General features: G+C 59.5%; 15 protein-coding genes and 1 tRNA gene. 8 read left to right on the top strand and 8 right to left on the bottom strand.

Going from position 1 to position 19,705, the window contains the following annotated elements; all coding sequences use genetic code 11:
• Positions 1 to 143 precede the first annotated feature (143 nt).
• Positions 144 to 938 carry a DUF1796 family putative cysteine peptidase gene (locus FIV05_RS25030; protein ID WP_152511380.1) on the bottom strand — a complete coding sequence of 265 codons (795 nt, stop codon included), beginning with the start codon at positions 936 to 938 and terminating at the stop codon, positions 144 to 146.
• A 337-nt stretch (positions 939 to 1,275) separates the two neighbouring features.
• Here FIV05_RS25030 and FIV05_RS25025 point away from each other — a divergent pair.
• The 8 genes from FIV05_RS25025 to FIV05_RS24990 all read left to right on the top strand — a co-directional run bounded on the left by FIV05_RS25025 (position 1,276) and on the right by FIV05_RS24990 (position 13,181).
• Positions 1,276 to 1,365, top strand: a tRNA-Ser gene (locus tag FIV05_RS25025).
• 387 nt (positions 1,366 to 1,752) lie between these two features.
• Positions 1,753 to 4,086 (top strand): multiheme c-type cytochrome, encoded by a 2,334-nt coding sequence (locus FIV05_RS25020; protein ID WP_152511379.1) that lies wholly within the window; start codon positions 1,753 to 1,755, stop codon positions 4,084 to 4,086.
• 116 nt (positions 4,087 to 4,202) lie between these two features.
• The gene (locus FIV05_RS25015; protein ID WP_152511378.1) at positions 4,203 to 5,600 is read left to right on the top strand and encodes a hypothetical protein; all 1,398 of its coding nucleotides are present in this window, start codon (positions 4,203 to 4,205) and stop codon (positions 5,598 to 5,600) included.
• Between the two features lie 43 nt (positions 5,601 to 5,643).
• Positions 5,644 to 6,918 carry a 2Fe-2S iron-sulfur cluster-binding protein gene (locus FIV05_RS25010; RefSeq protein WP_152511377.1) on the top strand — a complete coding sequence of 425 codons (1,275 nt, stop codon included), beginning with the start codon at positions 5,644 to 5,646 and terminating at the stop codon, positions 6,916 to 6,918.
• A 52-nt stretch (positions 6,919 to 6,970) separates the two neighbouring features.
• Entirely contained in the window at positions 6,971 to 7,990 is a 1,020-nt protein-coding gene (locus tag FIV05_RS25005) for a cytochrome c family protein (RefSeq protein WP_145903753.1), read from the top strand.
• 12 nt (positions 7,991 to 8,002) lie between these two features.
• The gene (locus FIV05_RS25000) at positions 8,003 to 9,712 is read left to right on the top strand and encodes a 4Fe-4S dicluster domain-containing protein (protein WP_152511376.1); all 1,710 of its coding nucleotides are present in this window, start codon (positions 8,003 to 8,005) and stop codon (positions 9,710 to 9,712) included.
• Entirely contained in the window at positions 9,709 to 10,536 is an 828-nt protein-coding gene (locus FIV05_RS24995; RefSeq protein ID WP_152511375.1) for a hypothetical protein, read from the top strand. The genes FIV05_RS25000 and FIV05_RS24995 overlap by 4 nt, the downstream gene beginning before the upstream one ends.
• Positions 10,537 to 10,538: 2 nt before the next feature.
• Positions 10,539 to 13,181 carry a hypothetical protein gene (locus FIV05_RS24990; RefSeq protein WP_152511374.1) on the top strand — a complete coding sequence of 881 codons (2,643 nt, stop codon included), beginning with the start codon at positions 10,539 to 10,541 and terminating at the stop codon, positions 13,179 to 13,181.
• A 44-nt stretch (positions 13,182 to 13,225) separates the two neighbouring features.
• On the opposite strand, the gene FIV05_RS24985 is transcribed toward FIV05_RS24990, so the two are convergent.
• The 7 genes from FIV05_RS24985 to FIV05_RS24955 form a co-directional block, all read right to left on the bottom strand.
• Positions 13,226 to 14,557, bottom strand: coding sequence for a tetratricopeptide repeat protein (locus FIV05_RS24985; RefSeq protein WP_152511373.1), 1,332 nt, complete (start codon positions 14,555 to 14,557; stop codon positions 13,226 to 13,228).
• 115 nt (positions 14,558 to 14,672) lie between these two features.
• Entirely contained in the window at positions 14,673 to 15,335 is a 663-nt protein-coding gene (gene gph / locus FIV05_RS24980) for a phosphoglycolate phosphatase (RefSeq protein ID WP_152511372.1), read from the bottom strand.
• A complete protein-coding gene (locus tag FIV05_RS24975) occupies positions 15,332 to 15,886 on the bottom strand; it encodes a thioredoxin family protein (protein ID WP_152511371.1) in 555 nt (184 codons plus the stop codon). Before FIV05_RS24975 ends, gph begins: the two co-directional genes overlap by 4 nt.
• A 267-nt stretch (positions 15,887 to 16,153) precedes the next feature.
• Positions 16,154 to 16,957, bottom strand: a complete 804-nt coding sequence (locus tag FIV05_RS24970) for an ABC transporter ATP-binding protein (RefSeq protein ID WP_152511370.1) — start codon at positions 16,955 to 16,957, stop codon at positions 16,154 to 16,156.
• Positions 16,954 to 17,832 carry an ABC transporter ATP-binding protein gene (locus FIV05_RS24965; protein ID WP_152511369.1) on the bottom strand — a complete coding sequence of 293 codons (879 nt, stop codon included), beginning with the start codon at positions 17,830 to 17,832 and terminating at the stop codon, positions 16,954 to 16,956. Before FIV05_RS24965 ends, FIV05_RS24970 begins: the two co-directional genes overlap by 4 nt.
• Positions 17,829 to 18,680: an ABC transporter permease gene (locus FIV05_RS24960; RefSeq protein WP_022997713.1), complete on the bottom strand. Its 852-nt coding sequence runs from the start codon at positions 18,678 to 18,680 to the stop codon at positions 17,829 to 17,831. The genes FIV05_RS24965 and FIV05_RS24960 overlap by 4 nt, the downstream gene beginning before the upstream one ends.
• The gene (locus FIV05_RS24955; RefSeq protein WP_152511368.1) at positions 18,673 to 19,683 is read right to left on the bottom strand and encodes an ABC transporter permease; all 1,011 of its coding nucleotides are present in this window, start codon (positions 19,681 to 19,683) and stop codon (positions 18,673 to 18,675) included. Before FIV05_RS24955 ends, FIV05_RS24960 begins: the two co-directional genes overlap by 8 nt.
• Between the last annotated feature and the right edge of the window lie 22 nt (positions 19,684 to 19,705).

Here is a 19,705-nt window from a genome sequence, read left to right as displayed (position 1 = left end):
ACCAGAGGACTGCGGCTGAATTATGAAGGGGAAGGCGGGAACTGCGTCTGTTCCTACGGAGGGCGGCAGGCCAGGCAATTATCATGCGAGAAGGGTTTGAGACTTTCAGGTCGCGCGATAAACCGCCACTGGAAAAACGTTCCCTAACCCAACAGCCTGGCAGAAGCCCTGGGCAGAAGCCTGGTCAGTTTCTTCCGGGTGCGATTTTTCCGTTTCGACATCTTTCCGCGCATTATGTCCAGTGGCGAAACAGCCCTGGCTCGTCTGAGCGCCGCAGTCCACTCGTCCGTCCATGCATTGAACTGTTCGGGGTAGCGATCGTCACGCATCGGGACGATTTCGAATGTCGTTCTTGCAGACCGGTTGCACGAGCAGGTGCGCCGCAAATTTTCCCTGAGGGCGTGATTGTCAAAACAGGTCGCGGGTATTGCAAGGAGACTGACCAGAGAAAATGTTTTGTCTGGATGCAGACGCGCCATCATCTCCTCAAAAAGGGTTGTTTCGCTTTTCAGATGCGAAACTTCTGCATGAAAGTCGTTTATCGAATTTTCTTCCGCCACTGCCGCGTTGCGATAGTAAATGAAGGTCGTTTTTTCGCCGGTGTCTTTGATGAGTTTTCTGAACCTGTCAATCCGAACCCTGTAGTCCGCCAATACGTCACTGTTGTCGTGTGGATTGGAGTGCAGATGCGCGATTTTCGGGTAGTTCTTGAAAATGAGGAACTTCTCAACCGGATTTATTTGATGCGAGGCGTAAGTATAGTCGTGCTTGCTGGTCAGGCCCTTGAAGTCTGTCGCGATAATTTTCGAGACGTAGTCCAGGCCCGCATCAAGGTTCCAGAGCCAGTCGAAGGGGTATTGCTCATGCCTCAGGCCCAGCTTCTTGAGGTTTGTCGCAGCGTCACACCCGCCACCCAGCGAAACAAAAACGTTTTTCAAGTATCACCCAAATTCAAATTCATTGATGAAAGAGGGTCGTTTTGCCGGTGGCGCGCCAAAAGTCAACTCTAAGATGTGACGGTGGCCGGGTGGGGAGGAAAATAGCGAAACCTGGCGAGCGAATTGCCAACCCGACCTGCGACGGGTGGAAAGAGGCGGTTCATTTTCAAACGAACGAAGCGTCAGGTTCCGTGATTTGTGAAGACGATGCCGGATTTCAGCGTTCGATGCCTGTCTTCACCTTCCAGAAGTTGCGAGGCCAAGCGCGGTGGAAAAAGTGACAAGGCGTAAAAAACGCCTTGAACTGTGAGGCTTTTATTCGTACACGGGCGTTACCGGAGAGGTGGCCGAGTGGTCGAAGGCGCTCCCCTGCTAAGGGAGTAGACGGGCAACCGTCTCGAGGGTTCGAATCCCTTCCTCTCCGCCACTTTCCTTCTTCCCACCTTCGTAGTCCTATTTCGCTGCGCTGCAGGTAATCCAGTCTGTATGCTGGTGTGTCGCAAACATTGTTTTGCGAGAGTGTGTTGTTGCAGGCGGAAACACTGTTGCCGCAACTTTGCGGCCTTCGGGTCGAATGTTGCCGGCAATGCAATTGATTCACGCCATTGCCCGGAATTTGAAGCCACCGGTTAGCGCCACGACACTGCGTTGCTCTGTCTGTTCCTGCGGTTAGCCGCGGGTTTACCACGGCGAAAATGCGGCTAATTTGTGAACAGTTTTCTTTTGATGTTGTCCTGAGGTTTCCGTAGTGTGATTTTGAGTTGGGGGATCGGTGTAAGCGATGGCCTGAGAACATGTTTTGTGTGGATCTGGAATGTCGCGTTTATCGGATTTTTTTCGACCGTTTTCGAAGTCTCTTTTCGGATTACTCATCCTTTCCGGCGCCGGCGGCGTTGATCACGCAGCAGCTTTTTCAGACGAATTTCGGCAGTATCACCAGCAGTTTATCCAGTCAGGCGATGTACGGGCGCTGGTCGATTTCGTGTCCCAGCTCGAAAACGGCAGGGGCGCCGGCGATCGCCTGATCCTGGCGCAGGCCGAACAGAATGATGACTTGCTGACACCCGCTGAAGACGCGGTTTCGGATGAGACGATTCTGACGGACAGCAGTGACGACCTGCTGCCTTCCGATGACGGAAGCGATGATCTGCTGACCGCAGAGGAACCCGGTGCCGCCTCTGCTTCCGATGGTGACGATCTGCTGGCAGGTGATGATCCCAAGGCTGATGGAGATGACCTTCTGGCTGGCGATGACCTGCTTGCCGGTGATGATTTGCTTGCCGGTGATGATTTGCTTGAAGGTGATGACCTGCTTGCGGGCGACGGGGCCGATGTTTCCGGTGACGACCTTCTGGCCGGAGACGACGATCTACTTTCCGATGATGAGCTTCTGACAGTTGGCGATGATGACGACCTGCTGAGTGGCGGCGGAACCGGGCTGACCGAAACCGTTGAAGGCAAGAAAAAGGAAGAAACGATCCGGCGAACAGCCAATGCGGAGCATGAAAAGCTCTTCCTGGAAAGCAAATATCCCTCCGCAAACACCTGTGCGACCTGCCACCCTGGCCAGTATGAGCAATGGTCCGTGTCTCAGCATGCCTATGCGCAGCTGAGCCCGATCTACATGGCGATGCAGACCACCATCAACATGAAGACCAGCGCGACCAATGGCGACTTCTGCATTCGCTGTCACAACCCGGTCGGCATGAACATCGGCGAGTCGCTCTATGTCTCAAACCTGAAGCGCAACCCGACCTCACGGGAAGGCATCACCTGCGTTGCCTGCCACCGCGTCAGCCGGAACTACGGCAAGATCAGTGGCCGGTTCGCGCTGGAAGAAGGGGATGTGTTCTCGCCGGTCTACGGCCCGAAGGGCGGCGAGGAGCTGAAGCGCGTTCTGAACACGCCCGAGGAATACCGGGTCTCCCAAAGCAAGGATGATCCGGGACGCAGCATCCATACCGAGGCGAAGCCTTTCTTCGCGCTCACCAAGCCAGGCTTTTGCGGCACCTGTCATGATGTGACGCTGTTCAACGGCTTCAAGCTGGAAGAGGCTTTTGCCGAATACAAGCGCTCGCCGGCCGCCAAACGGGGCGAGACCTGCCAGGACTGCCATATGGGCAAGGTTCAGGGCGTTGCCTCCGGTTATGACTATGGCCCCGCCGCAATCGTCGGTGATGTCCCGACCCGCAACCGCAAACTGACCAACCACATGTTTGCAGGCCCTGATTACTCGATCATTCATCCGGGCATTTTCCCGCACAACGTCGAGGCGGCGGAGTTCAAGACGCTGGCTGAATGGCTGCAGTTCAATGTCGGCGCCGGTTGGGGAACGGACAAGTTCGAGGACAACGTCAAGGACGGCTACAAGTTTCCCGAGGCCTGGTCGTCCATCGATGATCGTTATGATGGCCGCGAGATCCTGGATACCCAGTTCGAGCGGCTGGAAAAGGCGCGTCAGGCACGGCTTCAGGTGCTGCGCAACGGCTTCAAGCTGAGCGACATCACCATTGTCGACAACACCAGCCGGGCTCTCAAGTTCTCCGTCGATGTCAGCAGCGGCACGGACGGACACGGTGTGCCGACCGGGTTTGACGCCGAACGGCTGATATTCCTTCAGGTGACGGTCAAGGACAGCAAGGGCAACACGGTTTATGTGTCCGGTGACCGGGACCCCAATGGCGACGTTCGCGATGCCCACTCGCTTTACGTTCACAATGGCGAGCTGAAGCTCGACAAGGACCTGTTCAGCCTGCAATCCAAGTTCGTGGTCCGGTTGTTGCGTGGCGGTGAACGCGAACAGGTGCTGGCGGTGAACACTTCGACAGACGTTCTGCCGCTCGTTCGGCCGGAACGCCGGGCAACCACCATCTACGGACGACCGCGCGGGGCCAGAAAGCACAAGCAGAACCTGGAACCGGGGGCGAGCCGCACCGCGACCTATGCCGTTCCCGCCGAAAACCTCAAGCCCGGTGAACGCTATTCCATCTCGGTGAAGCTGATTTCACAGATGGTGCCGGTCAACCTGATCGCTGCCATTCAGGGAGCGGGCTTCGACTACGGCATGAGCCCGGCCGGTATCGCGCGCAAGGTTGTTCAGGGCAGCTCCGTGCTTTGGACGCGCAAGGCGAGTGTCGTGCTCAAATGAGGTATCAGGCAAGCAAAACTCGGGGACGGCGGTTCAGTGCATGGGCGGTTTCAACGGCCGCTGCGACTGCGCTTCTGCTTCAGGCGGACGAGCAGGTATGGGCCGCGGGCAGTGCCTTGAGCGACGAACCCATTCCCATGGTCACGGAAGCGGAAGTCCGCAAGCATCAGGCAGAAAACAGCGGGCCTGCCCCCCTGATTGCCGGTGACCACCATTCAAGCGAATTGAGCACCGATGCAGTTCCGATCATAGCGGAAGATGAGGAGCCCGAACCGACGCCACCGATCTTCCAGCGCGGCGAGAAATTCCTCGCCAGCGGAAATCTTGCGCCCGGTATTGAATTGCCTACCGGGGCAATCTGGCAACCGGCGCTTTGGGTGTTCGGCGACGCGCGCACCGCAATTGGCCACTATGCCAACGGCGTTGAAGATCCGCGCCAGTTCTGGGCGAGCCGTATCGACATCTTTGCCAATCTGAAACTGACACCCACCGAGCGGATCCTCATCGGGTTTTCGCCCTTGACGGAAAAACGCCGGAACACGGGCATTCTCTATACGGATGAAGGCGGCGTTGAATATGTCAACGGGCTCAATCCCTATGTGACGACACTGTTCTTCGAGGGGGAGTTCGGAGAGATTTTCCCGAACCTCGACCCGGATGACAACCGCAATTTCGACTTCGGATTTTCCATCGGCCGTCAGCCCCTGTTCTTTCAGGAAGGCATGATGATCAACGACAGTGTCGACGCGCTCGGCATCACGCGCGACACGATCGTCATTCCCGGCCTGACGCCGGATCTGAGAGCAACCGGCGTTTTCGGCTGGAACAATATCCGCCGCGGCGACAATGAACTCGACGACAGTGCCTTCCTTCTCGGCCTGTTCACCGAGGCCGATTTCCGCAAGAGCACGGCCAATCTGGATCTTGCCTATGTCATCAGCGATGAGGACGAGGGCGGAGACGGCTTCTATTTCGGGGCGTCCGCCGTACAGCGGTTCGGACTTTACAATACGGCGTTCCGGATCAACACCTCGACCGCGATCGAAAAGCGAGGCCCGGCCGTCGACAACGGCGTGCTGATGTTTTCGGAAGTTTCGCGTACCGTGACGGCGTCCGAAAACGTCGTCTATGCCAATGCCTTCTGGGCTATCGGCAACTACACCTCCGCTGCCCGCGACAGCCTCACGGGTGGTCCTCTGGGTCAGGTTGGCATCCTGTTTGCCGCTCCGGCTGTTGGTCTGGGCGGGTCTGCACTTTCCAACCGGGCAGACAGCGTCTTCGGTGGATCTATCGGCCACCAGATGTTCTTCAACGAGGACAAGACACAGCTTGTTATGGAACTCGGTGGTCGCAAGGATACCGACGGCAGCGACGCCGGTGTGGTCGCATTCGGCGGCCAACTCTTGCATGCCCTCAACAACAGGAGCAGCATTCAGGTCGACGGGTTTGTTTCCGCCGGACAGGACCGGAAGGCGGGAACGGGACTGCGAATGGAACTGAGAACGAGGTTCTGATGAGAAACATCGGCTCATTTCTGGTCGGAAAGGCGGCCTGCCCATGATCCTGGCACTGCAAATCGGCGGTGGTACGATTGTTGCGCTCGCCCTGTTTCAGCTCTGCCTCGGGGTTTATTCATCTGTGGCGGCCGTCTTTCGCGAAAGACGCCTGGACGCCAGGCACCTGCAGCATTTCAACGATCTGGCACAGGCTGCCCTGCGCAATGCACAAGTCGACAGGCTCAAGTCCGGAACGACCTGGTCCGGCAAACGCAAGTTCCGGATTGTCGAAAAGCGTGTCGAAAACAAATGCGGCGATATCTGCTCGTTCTATCTTCAGCCGCATGACGGAGGCGAGCTTCCACCGTTTCTGCCGGGCCAGTTCCTGACGTTCGAACTGCCGATTTCAGATCAGCCCGCACCAGTTATCCGGTGCTATTCCCTGTCCGACAGTCCCTCCCGTCTGGACCGGTACCGGGTCACGATCAAGAAACTGTCACCGCCGCCGGATGCCGGTGAAACCGTACCTGGCGGGCTATCCTCGACCTATTTCCATGCCAACCTCAAGGAAGGCGATGTCGTCGATGTGCAAGCGCCCAGGGGCGGTTTCGTATTGGACCTGCAATCGGAACGGCCGGTTGTCCTGATTGGTGGTGGTGTCGGCCTGACGCCGGTGCTGTCCATGCTGAAAGCGCTTGACGATGCCGGCAGCCACCGCGAAGTGCATTTCTTCCACGCCGCGCGTAGCGGCGATGACATTGTGCTGTGCGACGAAATCCGGGAGATTGCCGAGCGGCGGAACAACGTCCATTACCGCGTGCTCTACAGCGCACCGACCGATGCTTGTGTTGAGGGACGGGATTACGATTGCCCGGGTTTCCTGACAGTTGATGTGCTGAAGCGGTATCTGACGTCTTCCAACTACGAGTTCTATGTTTGCGGCCCTCCGCAGATGATGTCTTCGTTGACGGAGCAGCTGCGCGATTGGGGCGTACCGGACAGCGATATCCACTTCGAGGCATTCGGGCCTGCGTCCGTCAAAACCGTCAAGTCGCCGGCAAGTTCACGGGAGGCGGCTGAAAGCGTGCAGGTGGAATTCTCGCGCTCCGGCAAGAAGGTTTCCTGGCACGAGCAGGACGGAACGCTGCTGGATCTGGCCGAACGCAACGGCATCCGGGTCGCTTCCGGCTGCCGGGCGGGCAACTGCGGAACCTGCGCGACAGCGCTCAAGGAAGGCGACGTGACCTATGTCACGCGGCCCGCCAGCAGCCCGGCGCAAGGGTCCGTGCTCATGTGTATCGCTTGCCCGGGAGGCAATGTCATTCTGGACGCCTGACGACGCGAGAGGGTGTCCATCATTTTTGGATCAAAGGATTGAGGGATTGGATATGGCTGGATTACTGAAGGGCTTGCGCCAGGCGGCGTCCTGCCTTGCCGTGTGCGCTGTCGGATATCTCGTGCTGGCCGGACTTGCCCCGGCTCAGGCCGACCCGAGCATGATTGTCGGACCGAACGAATGTGCGGAATGCCACAAGAAGGAAACCTCGATCTGGCAGAATACGCATCACTTCAGCACCTTCAGGGATCTGCCCAAGAGCGAGGATGCCGAAAAGATCGCCGCCAACATGGGCGTGAAGCGACTTAAGGCGGAAAGCCTCTGCACCAACTGTCATTTCACCATGCAGACGGTGGACGGCAAGGAAAAGGCGATTGCCGGCAATTCCTGCGAGTCCTGCCATGGCCCTGCCAAGGAGTGGTACAAGGTGCATTCGGATTTCAGCGGCAAGAAGGAAGGCCAGGAAACCGAGGCGGAAATAGCGGCCCGCTGGGAAAAGGCCGAGGCAGCCGGCATGATCCGGCCCAAGATGACCTACGCACTGGCGAAAAACTGTTTCAGCTGTCACCTGGTGCCGAACGAGGAACTGGTGAATGTCGGCGGTCACACGCCCGGCAGTGCGTTTGAACTGGTTAGCTGGAGCCAGGGCGAGGTGCGTCACAACACCTGGTACAACAAGGGCAAGTCCAACCCGGAAGCGTCCATCGAACGCAAGCGGATGCTGTTCCTCGTCGGGCGTATCGTCGAGCTGGAAACGGCGCTGATCGGCGTCAGCAAGGCTACCGAGAAGAAGGACTACGCCGTGAAGATGGCCAAACGGGCAAGCAATGCCACGAAGGTCATGGCAAGTCTTGCCAAGCTGTTGCCCGAGGCGCCCGAACTGGGTGAGATCCAGGAAATCGCAAGCGGTGCCAAGCTCAAGCTGAACAACCAGGATGAGCTGACCGATGCCGCGGCAAAGATCTCCGTGCTCGGCCTCAAGTTTGCCGACACCTACGACGGGACGACGTTTGCTGCGGTCGACAAGTACATTCCGGGAGCCGACAAGTTCAAGGGACCCGTGACGCAGTAGGGAGCCGGACTGTTGGATCAGGAGCTTCGCGACGAGCGAAACCGGCGCTGGGACGAGCCATTCGGCAAGGAACCGCTGGACCGGGAGACGGTGGACCGTGTCCTGGCCCTGCCGGCGTTTGCCGACGTCAATCCGGCCGACTTTCCCTCGTGGCTGCCGGTTGCAAGCGTCATCGCGAATGACGGCCGGATCAGGACCTTTCAAAAGGGCGAAACTGTCCTGCGAAAGGGTGACTATGGAAGTTCGCTGTTCATCATTCTGTCCGGATCCGTGTTCGGCCTGACTGCGTCGGCGCCGACCGCCGGCTCGGGCCGCAAGCAACAGAAATCCTGGCGCAGGTCGCTTGCCCAGCTGTTCGCTCGCAAGCGTCCGCCAGAGTACCGCCCTGCGCGGCGGCGGTCTCGCAGACCTTCGTCTGCAGCCGCTCCAGCCGGTGAAGGCACACGAGCAAATACGGTGGAAGCTGCCCTGCGTGTCGACGCGGACGAGCTGATCGCGAAACATGAGACTTTCCTGCTGGAAGCCCCGCAGATGTTCGGCGAACTGGCTGCCCTGACCCGAAGCCCAAGGCGCGCGACCATCTTTGCCCTTGAGGACGACACAGTCCTGTTCGAGCTGCGCTGGCAGGGGCTGCGCGAAATTCGAGACTGGTCGGATGGCTTCCGCAAGCAGATCGACCAGCTATACCATGAACGCGGTTTGCTGACCCGTTTGCAGGAATGCCCGGTCTTTGCCCATGTCGACAGCGCCGCGCTGGCGGAAATCGCAGAAGAGGCCCTGTTCGAAACCTATGGCAATTTCAACTGGACCCATCGCTTCAAGACTGAAATTTCCAAGGAAGACGGTGCACAGCACATCATCCAGCAGGAGCCGGTGATTTGTGAACAGGGCAGTCACGTCGACGGCTTGTTGCTGATCAACAGCGGCTTTGCCCGGGTCAGCGAACGGATCGATCACGGCGACAGGACCATTGGCCATCTGTCGAAAAACGACGTATTCGGGCTGGATGCGATTGCGGCGTTTGCGCGGGACAAGGTTTCTCCGGTTCTGGATACGAGCCTGCGCGCCATCGGCTATGTCGACGTCATCCGCATTCCGACGCATCTGGTCCAGAAACATGTTTTGCCGGGGCTCGATCCTTCCTTCCTGCGGCAAGGCAGGCCGGATGATCGTGACGGCACGCGCGGGGAACTACGCCAGGGCATGATGGACTTCCTCGTCGATCACCGTTTCATCAACGGTGAGGAAGCCATGCTGATCAACCTGGAGCGCTGTGTCGGCTGTGACGATTGCGTGCGTGCCTGCGCGACCGCCCACGACAACAACCCCCGCTTTCTTAGGCAGGGGAGCCGGTTCGAGAACGCGATGATCGCGAGCGCCTGCATGCATTGCACCGATCCGGTATGCCTGATCGGCTGTCCAACCGGCGCCATTCACAGGGCCGAGGACAGCGGAACTGTCGTCATCGACGACAACACCTGCATTGGCTGTGCGACATGCGCCAATTCCTGTCCGTACAGCAATATCCGGATGGTCGAGATCCGTGACGAGAACGGGCAGTTCGTGACGGATCGCGAAGGGCAGCCCATCAGCCGGGCGACCAAATGCGACCTGTGCGCCGATCAACTGACGGGCCCCGCCTGTGTCCAGTCCTGCCCGCATGACGCGCTTGCGCGCGTCAACATGCGCGACACCGAAAGACTGCTGGAGTGGCTGAAATGAGCTGGCTCCTCAATCGCAACATCCTGTTGAAGCTTGGTGCGGCCGCTGTTTTGCTGGCGGTTTTCATGACCGTAAACCAGGCTTACCGGATCTCGTTGCGCGACAGCCAGTTCTTCAACGGTTGGGTTCTGGTGGCGGTCATGGCCGGCATGTTGCTGCTGACGTTTCGCAAACAGTTGAGCACGTTGCCGCTCGGGCGCGTGCGCCACTGGTTGCAGGTGCATTATTACCTCGGGTTCCTGACCATCGGCGTCTTTCTGGTGCATACGCATCTTCGGTTTCCGAATGCGCCGCTGGAATGGCTTTTGTGGATCCTGTTCGTGCTGGTTTCGGCAAGCGGCTGTGTCGGCGGTTTTCTGGCCCGGATCATTCCTGTGCGCCTGGAAGGCCGAGGTGACCGGGTCCTGTTCGAGCGCATTCCCGTGTTGCGCGCGCAAATCGCAAACGAGGCGGAAACTCTGGCGCTGGCCTCGTTGGAAGACGGCAGTTCCGTCAGCCTTGCCAATGTCTACCAGCGGGAGCTCGGCCGGTTCTTTGCGCGGCCGCGGTACGTGTTCGCGCATTTGCGCCAGTCGAGCCTGCCGATCTCGCGGATCATGGGCGAGTTGCAATCGATCGAGCGGTATCTGGACGGCAAGGGCAAGGAACGTCTGGAACGGATGCGCCAGCTGGTGCGCGCCAAGAACGATCTTGATTTCCAGTATGCCAACGGCGGATTGCTGAAACTCTGGCTGTTTGTGCATGTACCGCCAACTTACGCCCTGATCCTGGCAATCCTGGCGCATGTCGTTGTTGCCTATGCCTTTTCGAGCGGAATTGCCTGACGATGAGCCTGTTACGCAGAATTGGTGTTCAGGAACGCCGCTATGAACGGCCGCAGGACGACTGGGTCTGCGGACATCTTGCCGACGGGTGTCCGTGTCGTCTGGGACCGGACCGGAAAGGAAACTGCAGGGCGGGGCCTGCCTGCCAGCCTGTACAGGACGGCGACCGCTGGATTTGCCGGCGCTCGAGCCAGGAAGGCGGACCTTGCGAAGATGGTCCGCTGCCGGACGGAAGCTGCTGTCTGAACCAGGAACCCTGCGTACCGAAGCCAAGCCTGCGCAAGCGCAGGCGGCGGGCAGCTGTCTGGCTCACGGCGCTGACTGCCGGGCTCGTAGCGATCATCCTCTCCGGCGGTGTGGCAAAAAACTATCTGATGCCGGGCCGGCTTGCAGCCCAGCACGCCAATCTGACAGATTGCCAGTCGTGCCACGCCGACGCACGTCCACAAGGCCTTGGCTGGCTTCATGGCCTTGCCGCGACAGCTGCAGGACCGAAACAGACAGCAGCGCTCTGCACCACCTGTCACGATGTAGGTTCGCAGCCGTTCACGGCACACACGACGCCGGTTGAACAGCTTCGGCAGATGACACTTGCCCGCACGGCGGAGGCCGGCACCGGGCGTGATCAGAGCTGGACAAACCGCATAAAGTTCTCACTGCCGATGGCAGGGCAGACGCAAAATAGCGCAGATGCCGGATCGCAGAACATCTATTGTGCCACCTGTCACCAGGAGCACCAGGGAAGCCTGGGCAAACTGACTGAAGTTTCCAATGACAGGTGCCAGACCTGCCATGTCGAGAAGTTCGGGCGTTTCGAGGACAGCCATCCGCAATTCACAGGCTACCCCTTTTACCAGCGCACCAGCATCATCTTTGACCACAAGTCGCATTTCGGAAAGCATTTCCCGGATACCGCCGAGAAGCCCGATGTTGCCGGCAAGGTTCCGGCCATGTGCGAGACCTGCCATGAAGCGGGGAACGACGGCCGCTACATGGCGGTGCGAGATTTCGAAGGCATGTGCGCGACCTGTCACAGTGGCGACATTCTCGGCCAGACCATCGTGAGCGGACCGAAGGGCACGAATTTCCTCTCTGTTCCGGGCCTGGACGTGGAAACGCTTGCGGAACGGGGGATCGACATCGGGTCCTGGCCGGAAAGGTCCGAGGCCGGAATTACGCCCTTCATGCGAGCGCTTCTGGCGCTGGTGCTGGACGGCCGGGATATCGTGGGAGAAGTGTCGGACCTGGATCTTCTGGATCTGCGGGAGGCTGATGAGGACGCTCTGGCAAAGGTTCAAACGCTGGCCTGGGCGGTGAAACGGTTGCTCGCGAATATCGAGCGTGATGGCCTTCCTGCGGCAATGGGCGCCGGGGCGGCGGACAGCGAAACCATGACGGACCACAGGCAAATGGCGCTGATGGTCGGCGTGATGCCACACGACGTGATCGCCGCCGCCAACCGGGAATGGTTGCCGGATCTCGCCGAGGACCTTGCCCGGCACGCCGACGGAACGCCAACCAACGCGTTCGAGGAAGCTAGGCAAGCGCTAGAAGAGAACGAAGCGGTACAAGCCGGAGAGGCCGCACCGGACAACCTTTCCGGGGTGGACGACAGCGATATTCTGGCCGGGACAGACGATGCTGCCAGCGAAGACAGTGGTGCGGAAAGCCTCATCCTTGACGGCGGAACGGATGATGGCGCAGAGCTGGCTTCCGAAGACCTGTTGCTGGCGCCTGCAGGAACCGATGACGCATTGGCCGGCAAGACAGATACCGACGATGACATTCTTGTAGACGTTGGCTCGTTGCTTGAAGACGATCTTGCCATAGAGGATGACGCGGGCGCCGACGTGTCGGACGGCTTGGACATCCTGACGGAGGAGGACGCTTCGAGCAGTTCGGAGGGGGACGCTCTCCTCGGCCAGCCTGCGGGTGGTGAGGAAATACTTGCCGGTGACGATATTCTTGCCGGTGAGGACATCCTTGCGGCAGACGAAGGCGGAACGGGCCTGTTGAGCGATGCGGCCGAACCTGTCGACACATCGACTTCACCTGACGACCCCTCGGCGCAAACCCGGGAGGAACCGTTCGATCCGGAAAACTGGGCTCTTTACGGCGGCTGGTACCGGCAGGACCATACGATCCGGTATCGTCCGACGGGACATGAAGACCCCTTCCTGAAAACATGGCTCGATTATTCGAGCCATGCGGCAACGGATCAGGAAAAGGCCCTGCGGGACCCCGTGTTTGCCTCGCTCAGTGACCCGGGCGCGGTGGGACGCTGTACCAAGTGCCACAGCGTCGACACGGCTGGCGTTGAAAAGACCGTGCGCTGGCACCCCTTCGATCCCGCTCAGGTGACGACACGTTTCACACGTTTTTCTCACGACCCGCACATCAGCGCAGTCGGAACGGAAGGATGCGTGACGTGCCACGCGCTCACCACGGGGGCGGACACCTATCTGAAGAGCTACGAGCAAGGTGACCCTGCCATCCACGCTCCGAACTTCACCCCGATCGACAAGTCCACTTGCGCGACCTGCCACACGGAACGTGCGGCTGGAGAGGAATGCACGCTTTGCCACCAGTATCACACGGGCGGATTCAGCCTGCCGCTGGTCAGAACCGAGGTGCCGAAGGAGTAGCGGGGTGCAGGGTTGCTCCGCAGGCAATCGTCAAGTCGCAGGTGTCAGTCGAAAGCAATGGCGTATTTGCCGCGCCCCAGGCCGGCGTCGAGTGAGACGGACTTCAGGTAGTCTTCTTTGGCCTGGTCGCGTTGACCCAGTTGCAGCCTCAGGTTCGCACGGCTGTAGTAGGCCTTGGCAAATCCGTCGCTGTGGGCGATTGCAGAGTTGAAGTCGTCTTCCGCCTTGTTCAGATGGCCTGCGGCAAGATGAGCCTTGCCGCGGTTGTAAAGGGCAAGGGGGTGGTTGGCGACAAGCTTCAGGACCACGTCGTAATCGGCAATGGCCGCGGCGTAATCTTCAAGTTGAGCCTGGGCGAAACCACGGTTGAAACGGGCGGCGGCGTAATTGGTATTGATCGCCAGGGCTTTGTCGTAGTCGGCTATCGCTTCCCGGTATTGGTCGAGCTTGCGCTTGGCGTATCCACGGTTGTTGTAGGCTGCGGCATATCCGGGCCGCATCTTCAGAGCGACATCGTAATTGGCGATGGCAGCGCCATAATCGCCCATCATGCGGTAGACTAGCCCTCTGTTGTTGTAGGCTTCCGGAAACTCGGGGCGAAGCCGGATGGCAACAGTGTAGCGAAGCAGAGCGGCTGAATAGTCTTTCGACTTCGCCAGTGCCAGTCCCCGGTTGTAGTAGGTATTGGCAAGTCGGCGTTGCAATGGCGCTTCGATCAGGCGGAAGTCCTGACAAGCCGTCTGAAAATCCTGCGTCTGGTCCAGGGTAAAGTCGACGTCCGGCCCTTTGCCCTGTTTCCAGTCCGATGCCTTGTACCCGGTGATTGAATAAACGTAATTGCGGGTTTCATCAGGAAGGCGCCCGCGCCCACGGCGCCAGTTGTCGACACGGTCTTCCCCGGCATTATAGGCTGCGGCCGCCAGGCCAAGGTTGCCGTAGCCTTTCAAGAGATATCCCAGCAAGCGGGATGAAGCTTCAATGGCTTCCACTGGCTCGAATGAGTTTTCAAGGCCCCAGTTGGCGGCGGTGTAAGGCATGAACTGGGCAATGCCTTCCGCCCCGGCCGGGCTGATCGCGTTGGGGTCGAAACGGCTTTCCTTCCAGATCAACTTGGCGAAGAAGCCCGGTGGCAGGCCCTGTTTATTCGCGGCCGCCTCGATGGTGCTGCACATCTGCTGCAGGAAGGCAGCCTCGTCCCGGACCGTGTAAAACGGTCCATGTTCCTTGCGCACTGTCTCGGCTGCCGCCCGGGCGGCAAGAACAGGTGCCATGATGACCGTTTCCGCAGGCTCCGCTGCGTAGGAAGACCCGAAACCGGAAAGGCACGCCGTGCCGGCAATCGCAAGGAGGAGAAAATGTCGAAGTGCCTTGGTCAACGCAGGTCCGTCAATCGGGTGAAAGGCGCACGTCATGTGCGGCGGCAATCATAGCTTCCCCGGCAGGCCAGCTCAATGTCTGCACTGAAGGCTGCAAACATGTCGAAAGCCTGTGTCAGGCAGGCGTTGACAACAGGTTCTGCGCAAGTGCGGGCAGGTCCTTGAAGCTCGAAAAGGACACAGCGTGCGGAATCTCGGAAATGGGACGTTTGCGGTAGCCTTCGGTGAACAGTGCAAAGGGCATGCCCGCATTGACAGCCGTTTCCGCATCGACCTCGCTGTCGCCGACATAAACGACCGGACCGCCGCCGAGGGACGATTGCAGGTAATGCAGCCCGGCCGGGTCCGGTTTGCGTTCCGTCAGGCTGTCCCCGCCGACCAGGCCCTGGAAGTAACGGGACAAACCCAGGTCTTCGATAATCTTCTCGGCGGGCCGCTGCGGTTTGTTGGTGCAGATCGCCAACGTATGTCCGGACTGCAGCAAGTGGTTGAGCGTGGCTTCGACGTCAGGGTAGGGGGCCGTCAGATCGGTCGCATGCGCCTGGTAATCCTCCAGGAAGCTCGAAATGAGACGTGTGCGGTCTCTCGTCTGCAAGCCGGTGGCATCGATGATACGGTCAACCAGCGTCGGAATACCGTTGCCGATGAAGGAGCGGATGGTTTCAAGCGGCAGCGCCGGCAGGCCTTCGCCTTCCAGAAGGCGGCATGCAGCTGCATGAAGATCCTGGGCGCTGTCGATCAGCGTGCCATCGAGGTCGAAAATCAGAATCGGACTCATGCCGCCTTCCATTTGATGGAGCATCCCATGGACGGGATCTGGTCGTCCGGTCCCTTGCCCGTTTCTGCAACCTGTCGCATCGCTTCGAACAGATCACGCCGAAGGTCTGCTGGCCCCGTCTCCCTGCGGGAGGCATCAAGTCGCCCACGGTATTGAAGTTCCAGCGCTGAATTGAAGCCAAAGAAATCCGGTGTGCAGACCGCGTCATAGGCGCGGGCGACTGACTGGTTTTCGTCAAAGAGGTAAGGGAAAGGGAAGTTTTCCCGCTTCGCCAGTTCAGTCATTTTCTCAAAACTGTCTTCGGGATAGCTCTCGACGTCATTGGCACTGATTGCAGCAACGCCGATGCCAATTGCCTGCAGGTCACGGGCATCGCGCAGGATCCTGTCACGGACGGCAACCACATAAGGACAATGGTTGCAGATGAACATGATCAGCGTGCCCTTGGGGCCGGCAATGTCTGAAAGCTTGTAGGTCTTGCCGTCGGTCGCGGGCAATTCGAAATCGGGTGCTTTCCAGCCAAAATCGCAAACAGGCGGAATGGCGGCCATCGTTTCGTCTCCCCTTGGAATGATGCGCTTTGTCAAAAGGATAGAGTAGGTCACCCCATGGAAGAAATGAAGTGACCGGATGGAGGAAAATCGCCAACAGCTAAAGGCCGGAGCACCAGCATCCGGCAAGATGGCAAGCGCTGAACGTAAAAATCAACGACCGGAAAAGCGCACTGGCTCGACCCCAGGCAAACGAAGACACATTCCACGGGCCGACCGGACTTGTGGCACCGATCCGGCAATCCGGACAGGTGCCAGATTGTTGTTTCAGAGCCAGGCCTGTTTCGGATCAGGCAGCGGAATTGCGTCGAGCAGAGTGCGTGTGTAATCCGCTTTCGGATTGGCGAAGAGTTCCGCCGTTTCGGAGTTTTCGACAATCTCGCCCTTGTAGAGCACCAGGATGCGGGTACACAGCCGCCGGATCACCGAGAGATCATGACTGATGAAGGCCAGGGTGAGGCCGAGGTCCTTGACGAGGCTCTCAAGCAGGTTGAGCACCTGGGCCTGGGAGGACACATCGAGCCCGGACACGATCTCGTCGGCCAGGATGAAGTCGGGCTTCAGGGCGATTGCCCTTGCTATCCCGACGCGCTGGCGTTGACCGCCGGACAACTCGTGTGGATAGCGGGTCGCGAAATGCAGGGGCAGGCCAACCATGTCGAGTGCTTCGTCGACCCGGCCCTTGATGTTGTCGAGCCCCTGAAGGCGCAGTGGCCCGGCGATGATACCGCCGACCCGCCGGCGAGGATTGAGTGAAGACATCGGGTCCTGAAAGATCATCTGGAAGCGCCGGCGCAGGGGCCGCAGGCTGTCCTCATGAAGATGGGTGATGTCAGTGCCTTCAAACCGGATCGCGCCACTGTCCGGTTCGATCAGGCGGATCAGTGCCCTGCCGAGCGTGGATTTGCCCGATCCGGACCCTCCGACAATGCCGAGGACTTCGCCCTTGGGAATATCGAAGGATAGGCCTTTCAGAACGTCGATCCGCGGTGCCGCGCCCAAAAGCGGTTTGCGGGACATGTCGGGAAAGGAGACGTGCAGGTCTTTCAGCTCGTAGATGATGTCGCTCATGGCCGGGCTCCTGCCTTCAATTGTGCGTCGAAGGCAGCCACTTCAGCTTCCACCGCTTTCGTCACGCCTTCCGGTACAGGTGTCAGTGAGCCTTGCGGGTCCGTGTATTTCGGCGTTGCCGCGAGCAGGGCCTTCGAATAGGCGTGCGAAGGCGCGGCAAAGAAGTTCTCGACGGAGGTTTCTTCAATCACCTTGCCCGCATAGAGCACTGTCAGTGACTGGGCTATCTTCGAGACGACACCCAGATCGTGGGTGACGAACAGCAGAGCAGTGCCGTGGCGCTGCTGCATTTCGCGGATCAGCTTGAGGATCTGCTTTTGAACGGTCACGTCGAGCGCAGTCGTCGGCTCGTCTGCGATGATCAGCTTCGGTTCAGCGGCAAAGGCGGACGCAATCAGGATACGCTGGCGCATGCCGCCGGACAGTTCGTGCGGATAGGCCTTCATCACCCGTTCCGGTGACTGGATGTGGACCTCTTCCAACAGCTCCAACGCCCGTTTTTCCGCGTCTGGTCGTTTCCAGCCGAGAATGTCAACCAGCCTGTCCGTGATCTGCGGCCCGACACGGCGGGATGGATTGAGCGCGGTGAGCGGGTCCTGTGGTATCAGGGCCGCGCGGGCGCCAATCCGCTGGCGTCTCGCCTTTTGGGAAAGCGTCTGCAGGTCTTCCCCGTCGAGCAGGATCTTGCCCCCGATCAACCTTGCGGCCTTCGGCAGAATGCCGAGAACAGCCTTGCCGATCATGCTCTTGCCTGCGCCACTTTCCCCGACAAGTGCACGCACCTCGCCAGGCTCCACATCAAGTGAGACATGCCGGAGCAGCGGCATGCCGTTCTTCAGCTGGACCGTCAGGTCCTGAATGGACAAAAAGCTCATCGCAGCACCGGATCGAAATGGTCCTTCAGGCCTTCGCCGAGCTGGGAAAAGCTCAGCACCGTCAGGAAAAGCGCGAACAAGGGAAACACGAGAACCCACCAGGCCTGATAGATGGAGGTACGGCCTTCGGCAATCATGCCGCCCCAGGTCGGCTGGTCCGTGGAAATGGAGAGGTTCACGAAGGACAGGATCGCCTCGACGATCACCGCGATACCCATTTCCAGCGTCAAGAGGGCGACGATGGTCGGCAGGACGTTCGGCAGGATCTCGGTCAGGGCGGTGCCGAAACGGGTGCGTCCGGCAACCTGCGCCGAAGCCACATAGTCCATCGCCCCCTGGCTCATCGCTTCGGCCCGGACGACGCGCGCAAAGCGGGTCCAGTCAATGACGACGATGGCGATGATGACGGACATCAGTCCGGTTCCCAGAACCGCAATCAGCAGGATCGCAAAGAGGACCGGCGGGAAGGCCATCCAGATGTCGATGAAACGGGAGATCACCAGATCCGCCCAGCCCCGATAGTACCCTGCGATCAGGCCAAGTGTTGCCCCGATAAGGCAGGTAAGCGTTCCGGCAACCAGAGCCACGATCAGCGCAAGTCTTGCGCCGTAGAGCATGCGGCTGAGCACGTCGCGGCCGAGGCTGTCGGTTCCCAGCAAATAGGCCGGGTCGGCACCTTGTTCGAAGAAGGGCGGCAGACGTCCGGCGAAAAGATCCTGCGCCAGCGGGTCATGCGGGCTGATCAGGGGGGCGAAGACGGCTGCCAGCACCAGGAAGGTGAGCCAGCCGCCACTGAGCCAGAGCCGAAGACCGGGCAGGCGACGGATATGTCCTCGGGCGTCACGCATGGCGCAGCCTCGGGTTCAGGGCGGCATAGGCCATGTCCACCACCAGATTGACCATCGTGAAGAGCAGGGCAAAAATCAGGACGATGCCCTGGATCAACGGCAGGTCACGGTTGATTACCGCGTCGATCGCCATGTTGCCGAGACCTTCGTAGGAAAACAGGCGTTCGATGATGACCGTGCCACCTATGAGAAATGTGAACTGGACGCCGATAAGCGTCAGCGTGGGAAGGATCGCGTTCGGCAGGGCATCACGCAGGATGATCGAGCTTTCCGAATAGCCCTTTGTCCGGGCCAGGGTGATGTAATCGTCGTGCATGCATTCCTTCAGGGATTGCTTGAGGAGCTGCAGGATGATGGCTGCCAACGGGATTGCCAGTGCAAGCGCCGGCATGAGCATGTGCCCCATGAGATCCAGCACCACGTCGAACCGGAACCGGGCGAGCGCTTCGAAGAGATAGAAGTTGGAGCTGAACTCGAACCCGAGCGAAGGCGATATCCGGCCGGAAATGTGAAACAGGGGCCACAGCACGCCGAACAGCAGGATCAGCGCCAGCCCCCAAAGAAAATCCGGCAGGGACAGCGCGATGCCGCCGGCAACGTCGATCCCGCCTTCCACCTTGGAACCGCGGTAGAGCGTTGCCGTGAGAGCGGCAGCACCTCCGATGATGACGGCGATCAGCAAGGCCATGACCGAGAGTTCCAGCGTGGCCGGCAGGCGGCCGATCACCAGGTCGTAGACCGGTTGGCGCAGGGTGATGGACGTGCCGAAATCACCCTGGATCACGTTGGAGATCCAGATCACGAACTGTTCGAAGATGCTCTTGTCGAGCCCGTAAAGCGCTTTCAGCCGGTCAATGTCGGCATCTGTCGCCCCGGGCGGCAGCATCATGGCGATGGGGTTGCCAGGGACGACCCGGATGACCACGAACACGATGATCGCGGCCCCGAACAGGGTGATAAGCGTTGTGATGAGGCGCGTCAGCAGCGCGCGCACGATTTGCATGACGGTATTTGGTCCAAAAATC

It is taken from the genome of Labrenzia sp. THAF191a, assembly GCF_009363335.1.
Classification (GTDB): Bacteria; Pseudomonadota; Alphaproteobacteria; order Rhizobiales; family Stappiaceae; genus Roseibium; species Roseibium algicola.
Note: the sequence above shows the minus strand (reverse complement) of the source record. Positions and strands in the feature narration are given on the sequence as shown.

What these genes read in the sequence shown, in the direction of transcription:
- FIV05_RS24960 (WP_022997713.1), bottom strand. Translation starts at nt 18,680, where the DNA reads ATGCGTGACGCCCGAGGACATATCCGTCGCCTGCCCGGTCTTCGGCTC.
- FIV05_RS24965 (WP_152511369.1), bottom strand. Translation starts at nt 17,832, where the DNA reads ATGAGCTTTTTGTCCATTCAGGACCTGACGGTCCAGCTGAAGAACGGC.
- FIV05_RS25020 (WP_152511379.1), top strand. Translation starts at nt 1,753, where the DNA reads ATGTCGCGTTTATCGGATTTTTTTCGACCGTTTTCGAAGTCTCTTTTC.
- FIV05_RS24995 (WP_152511375.1), top strand. Translation starts at nt 9,709, where the DNA reads ATGAGCTGGCTCCTCAATCGCAACATCCTGTTGAAGCTTGGTGCGGCC.
- FIV05_RS24970 (WP_152511370.1), bottom strand. Translation starts at nt 16,957, where the DNA reads ATGAGCGACATCATCTACGAGCTGAAAGACCTGCACGTCTCCTTTCCC.
- FIV05_RS24990 (WP_152511374.1), top strand. Translation starts at nt 10,539, where the DNA reads ATGAGCCTGTTACGCAGAATTGGTGTTCAGGAACGCCGCTATGAACGG.
- FIV05_RS24955 (WP_152511368.1), bottom strand. Translation starts at nt 19,683, where the DNA reads ATGCAAATCGTGCGCGCGCTGCTGACGCGCCTCATCACAACGCTTATC.
- gph (WP_152511372.1), bottom strand. Translation starts at nt 15,335, where the DNA reads ATGAGTCCGATTCTGATTTTCGACCTCGATGGCACGCTGATCGACAGC.
- FIV05_RS25010 (WP_152511377.1), top strand. Translation starts at nt 5,644, where the DNA reads ATGATCCTGGCACTGCAAATCGGCGGTGGTACGATTGTTGCGCTCGCC.
- FIV05_RS24975 (WP_152511371.1), bottom strand. Translation starts at nt 15,886, where the DNA reads ATGGCCGCCATTCCGCCTGTTTGCGATTTTGGCTGGAAAGCACCCGAT.
- FIV05_RS25005 (WP_145903753.1), top strand. Translation starts at nt 6,971, where the DNA reads ATGGCTGGATTACTGAAGGGCTTGCGCCAGGCGGCGTCCTGCCTTGCC.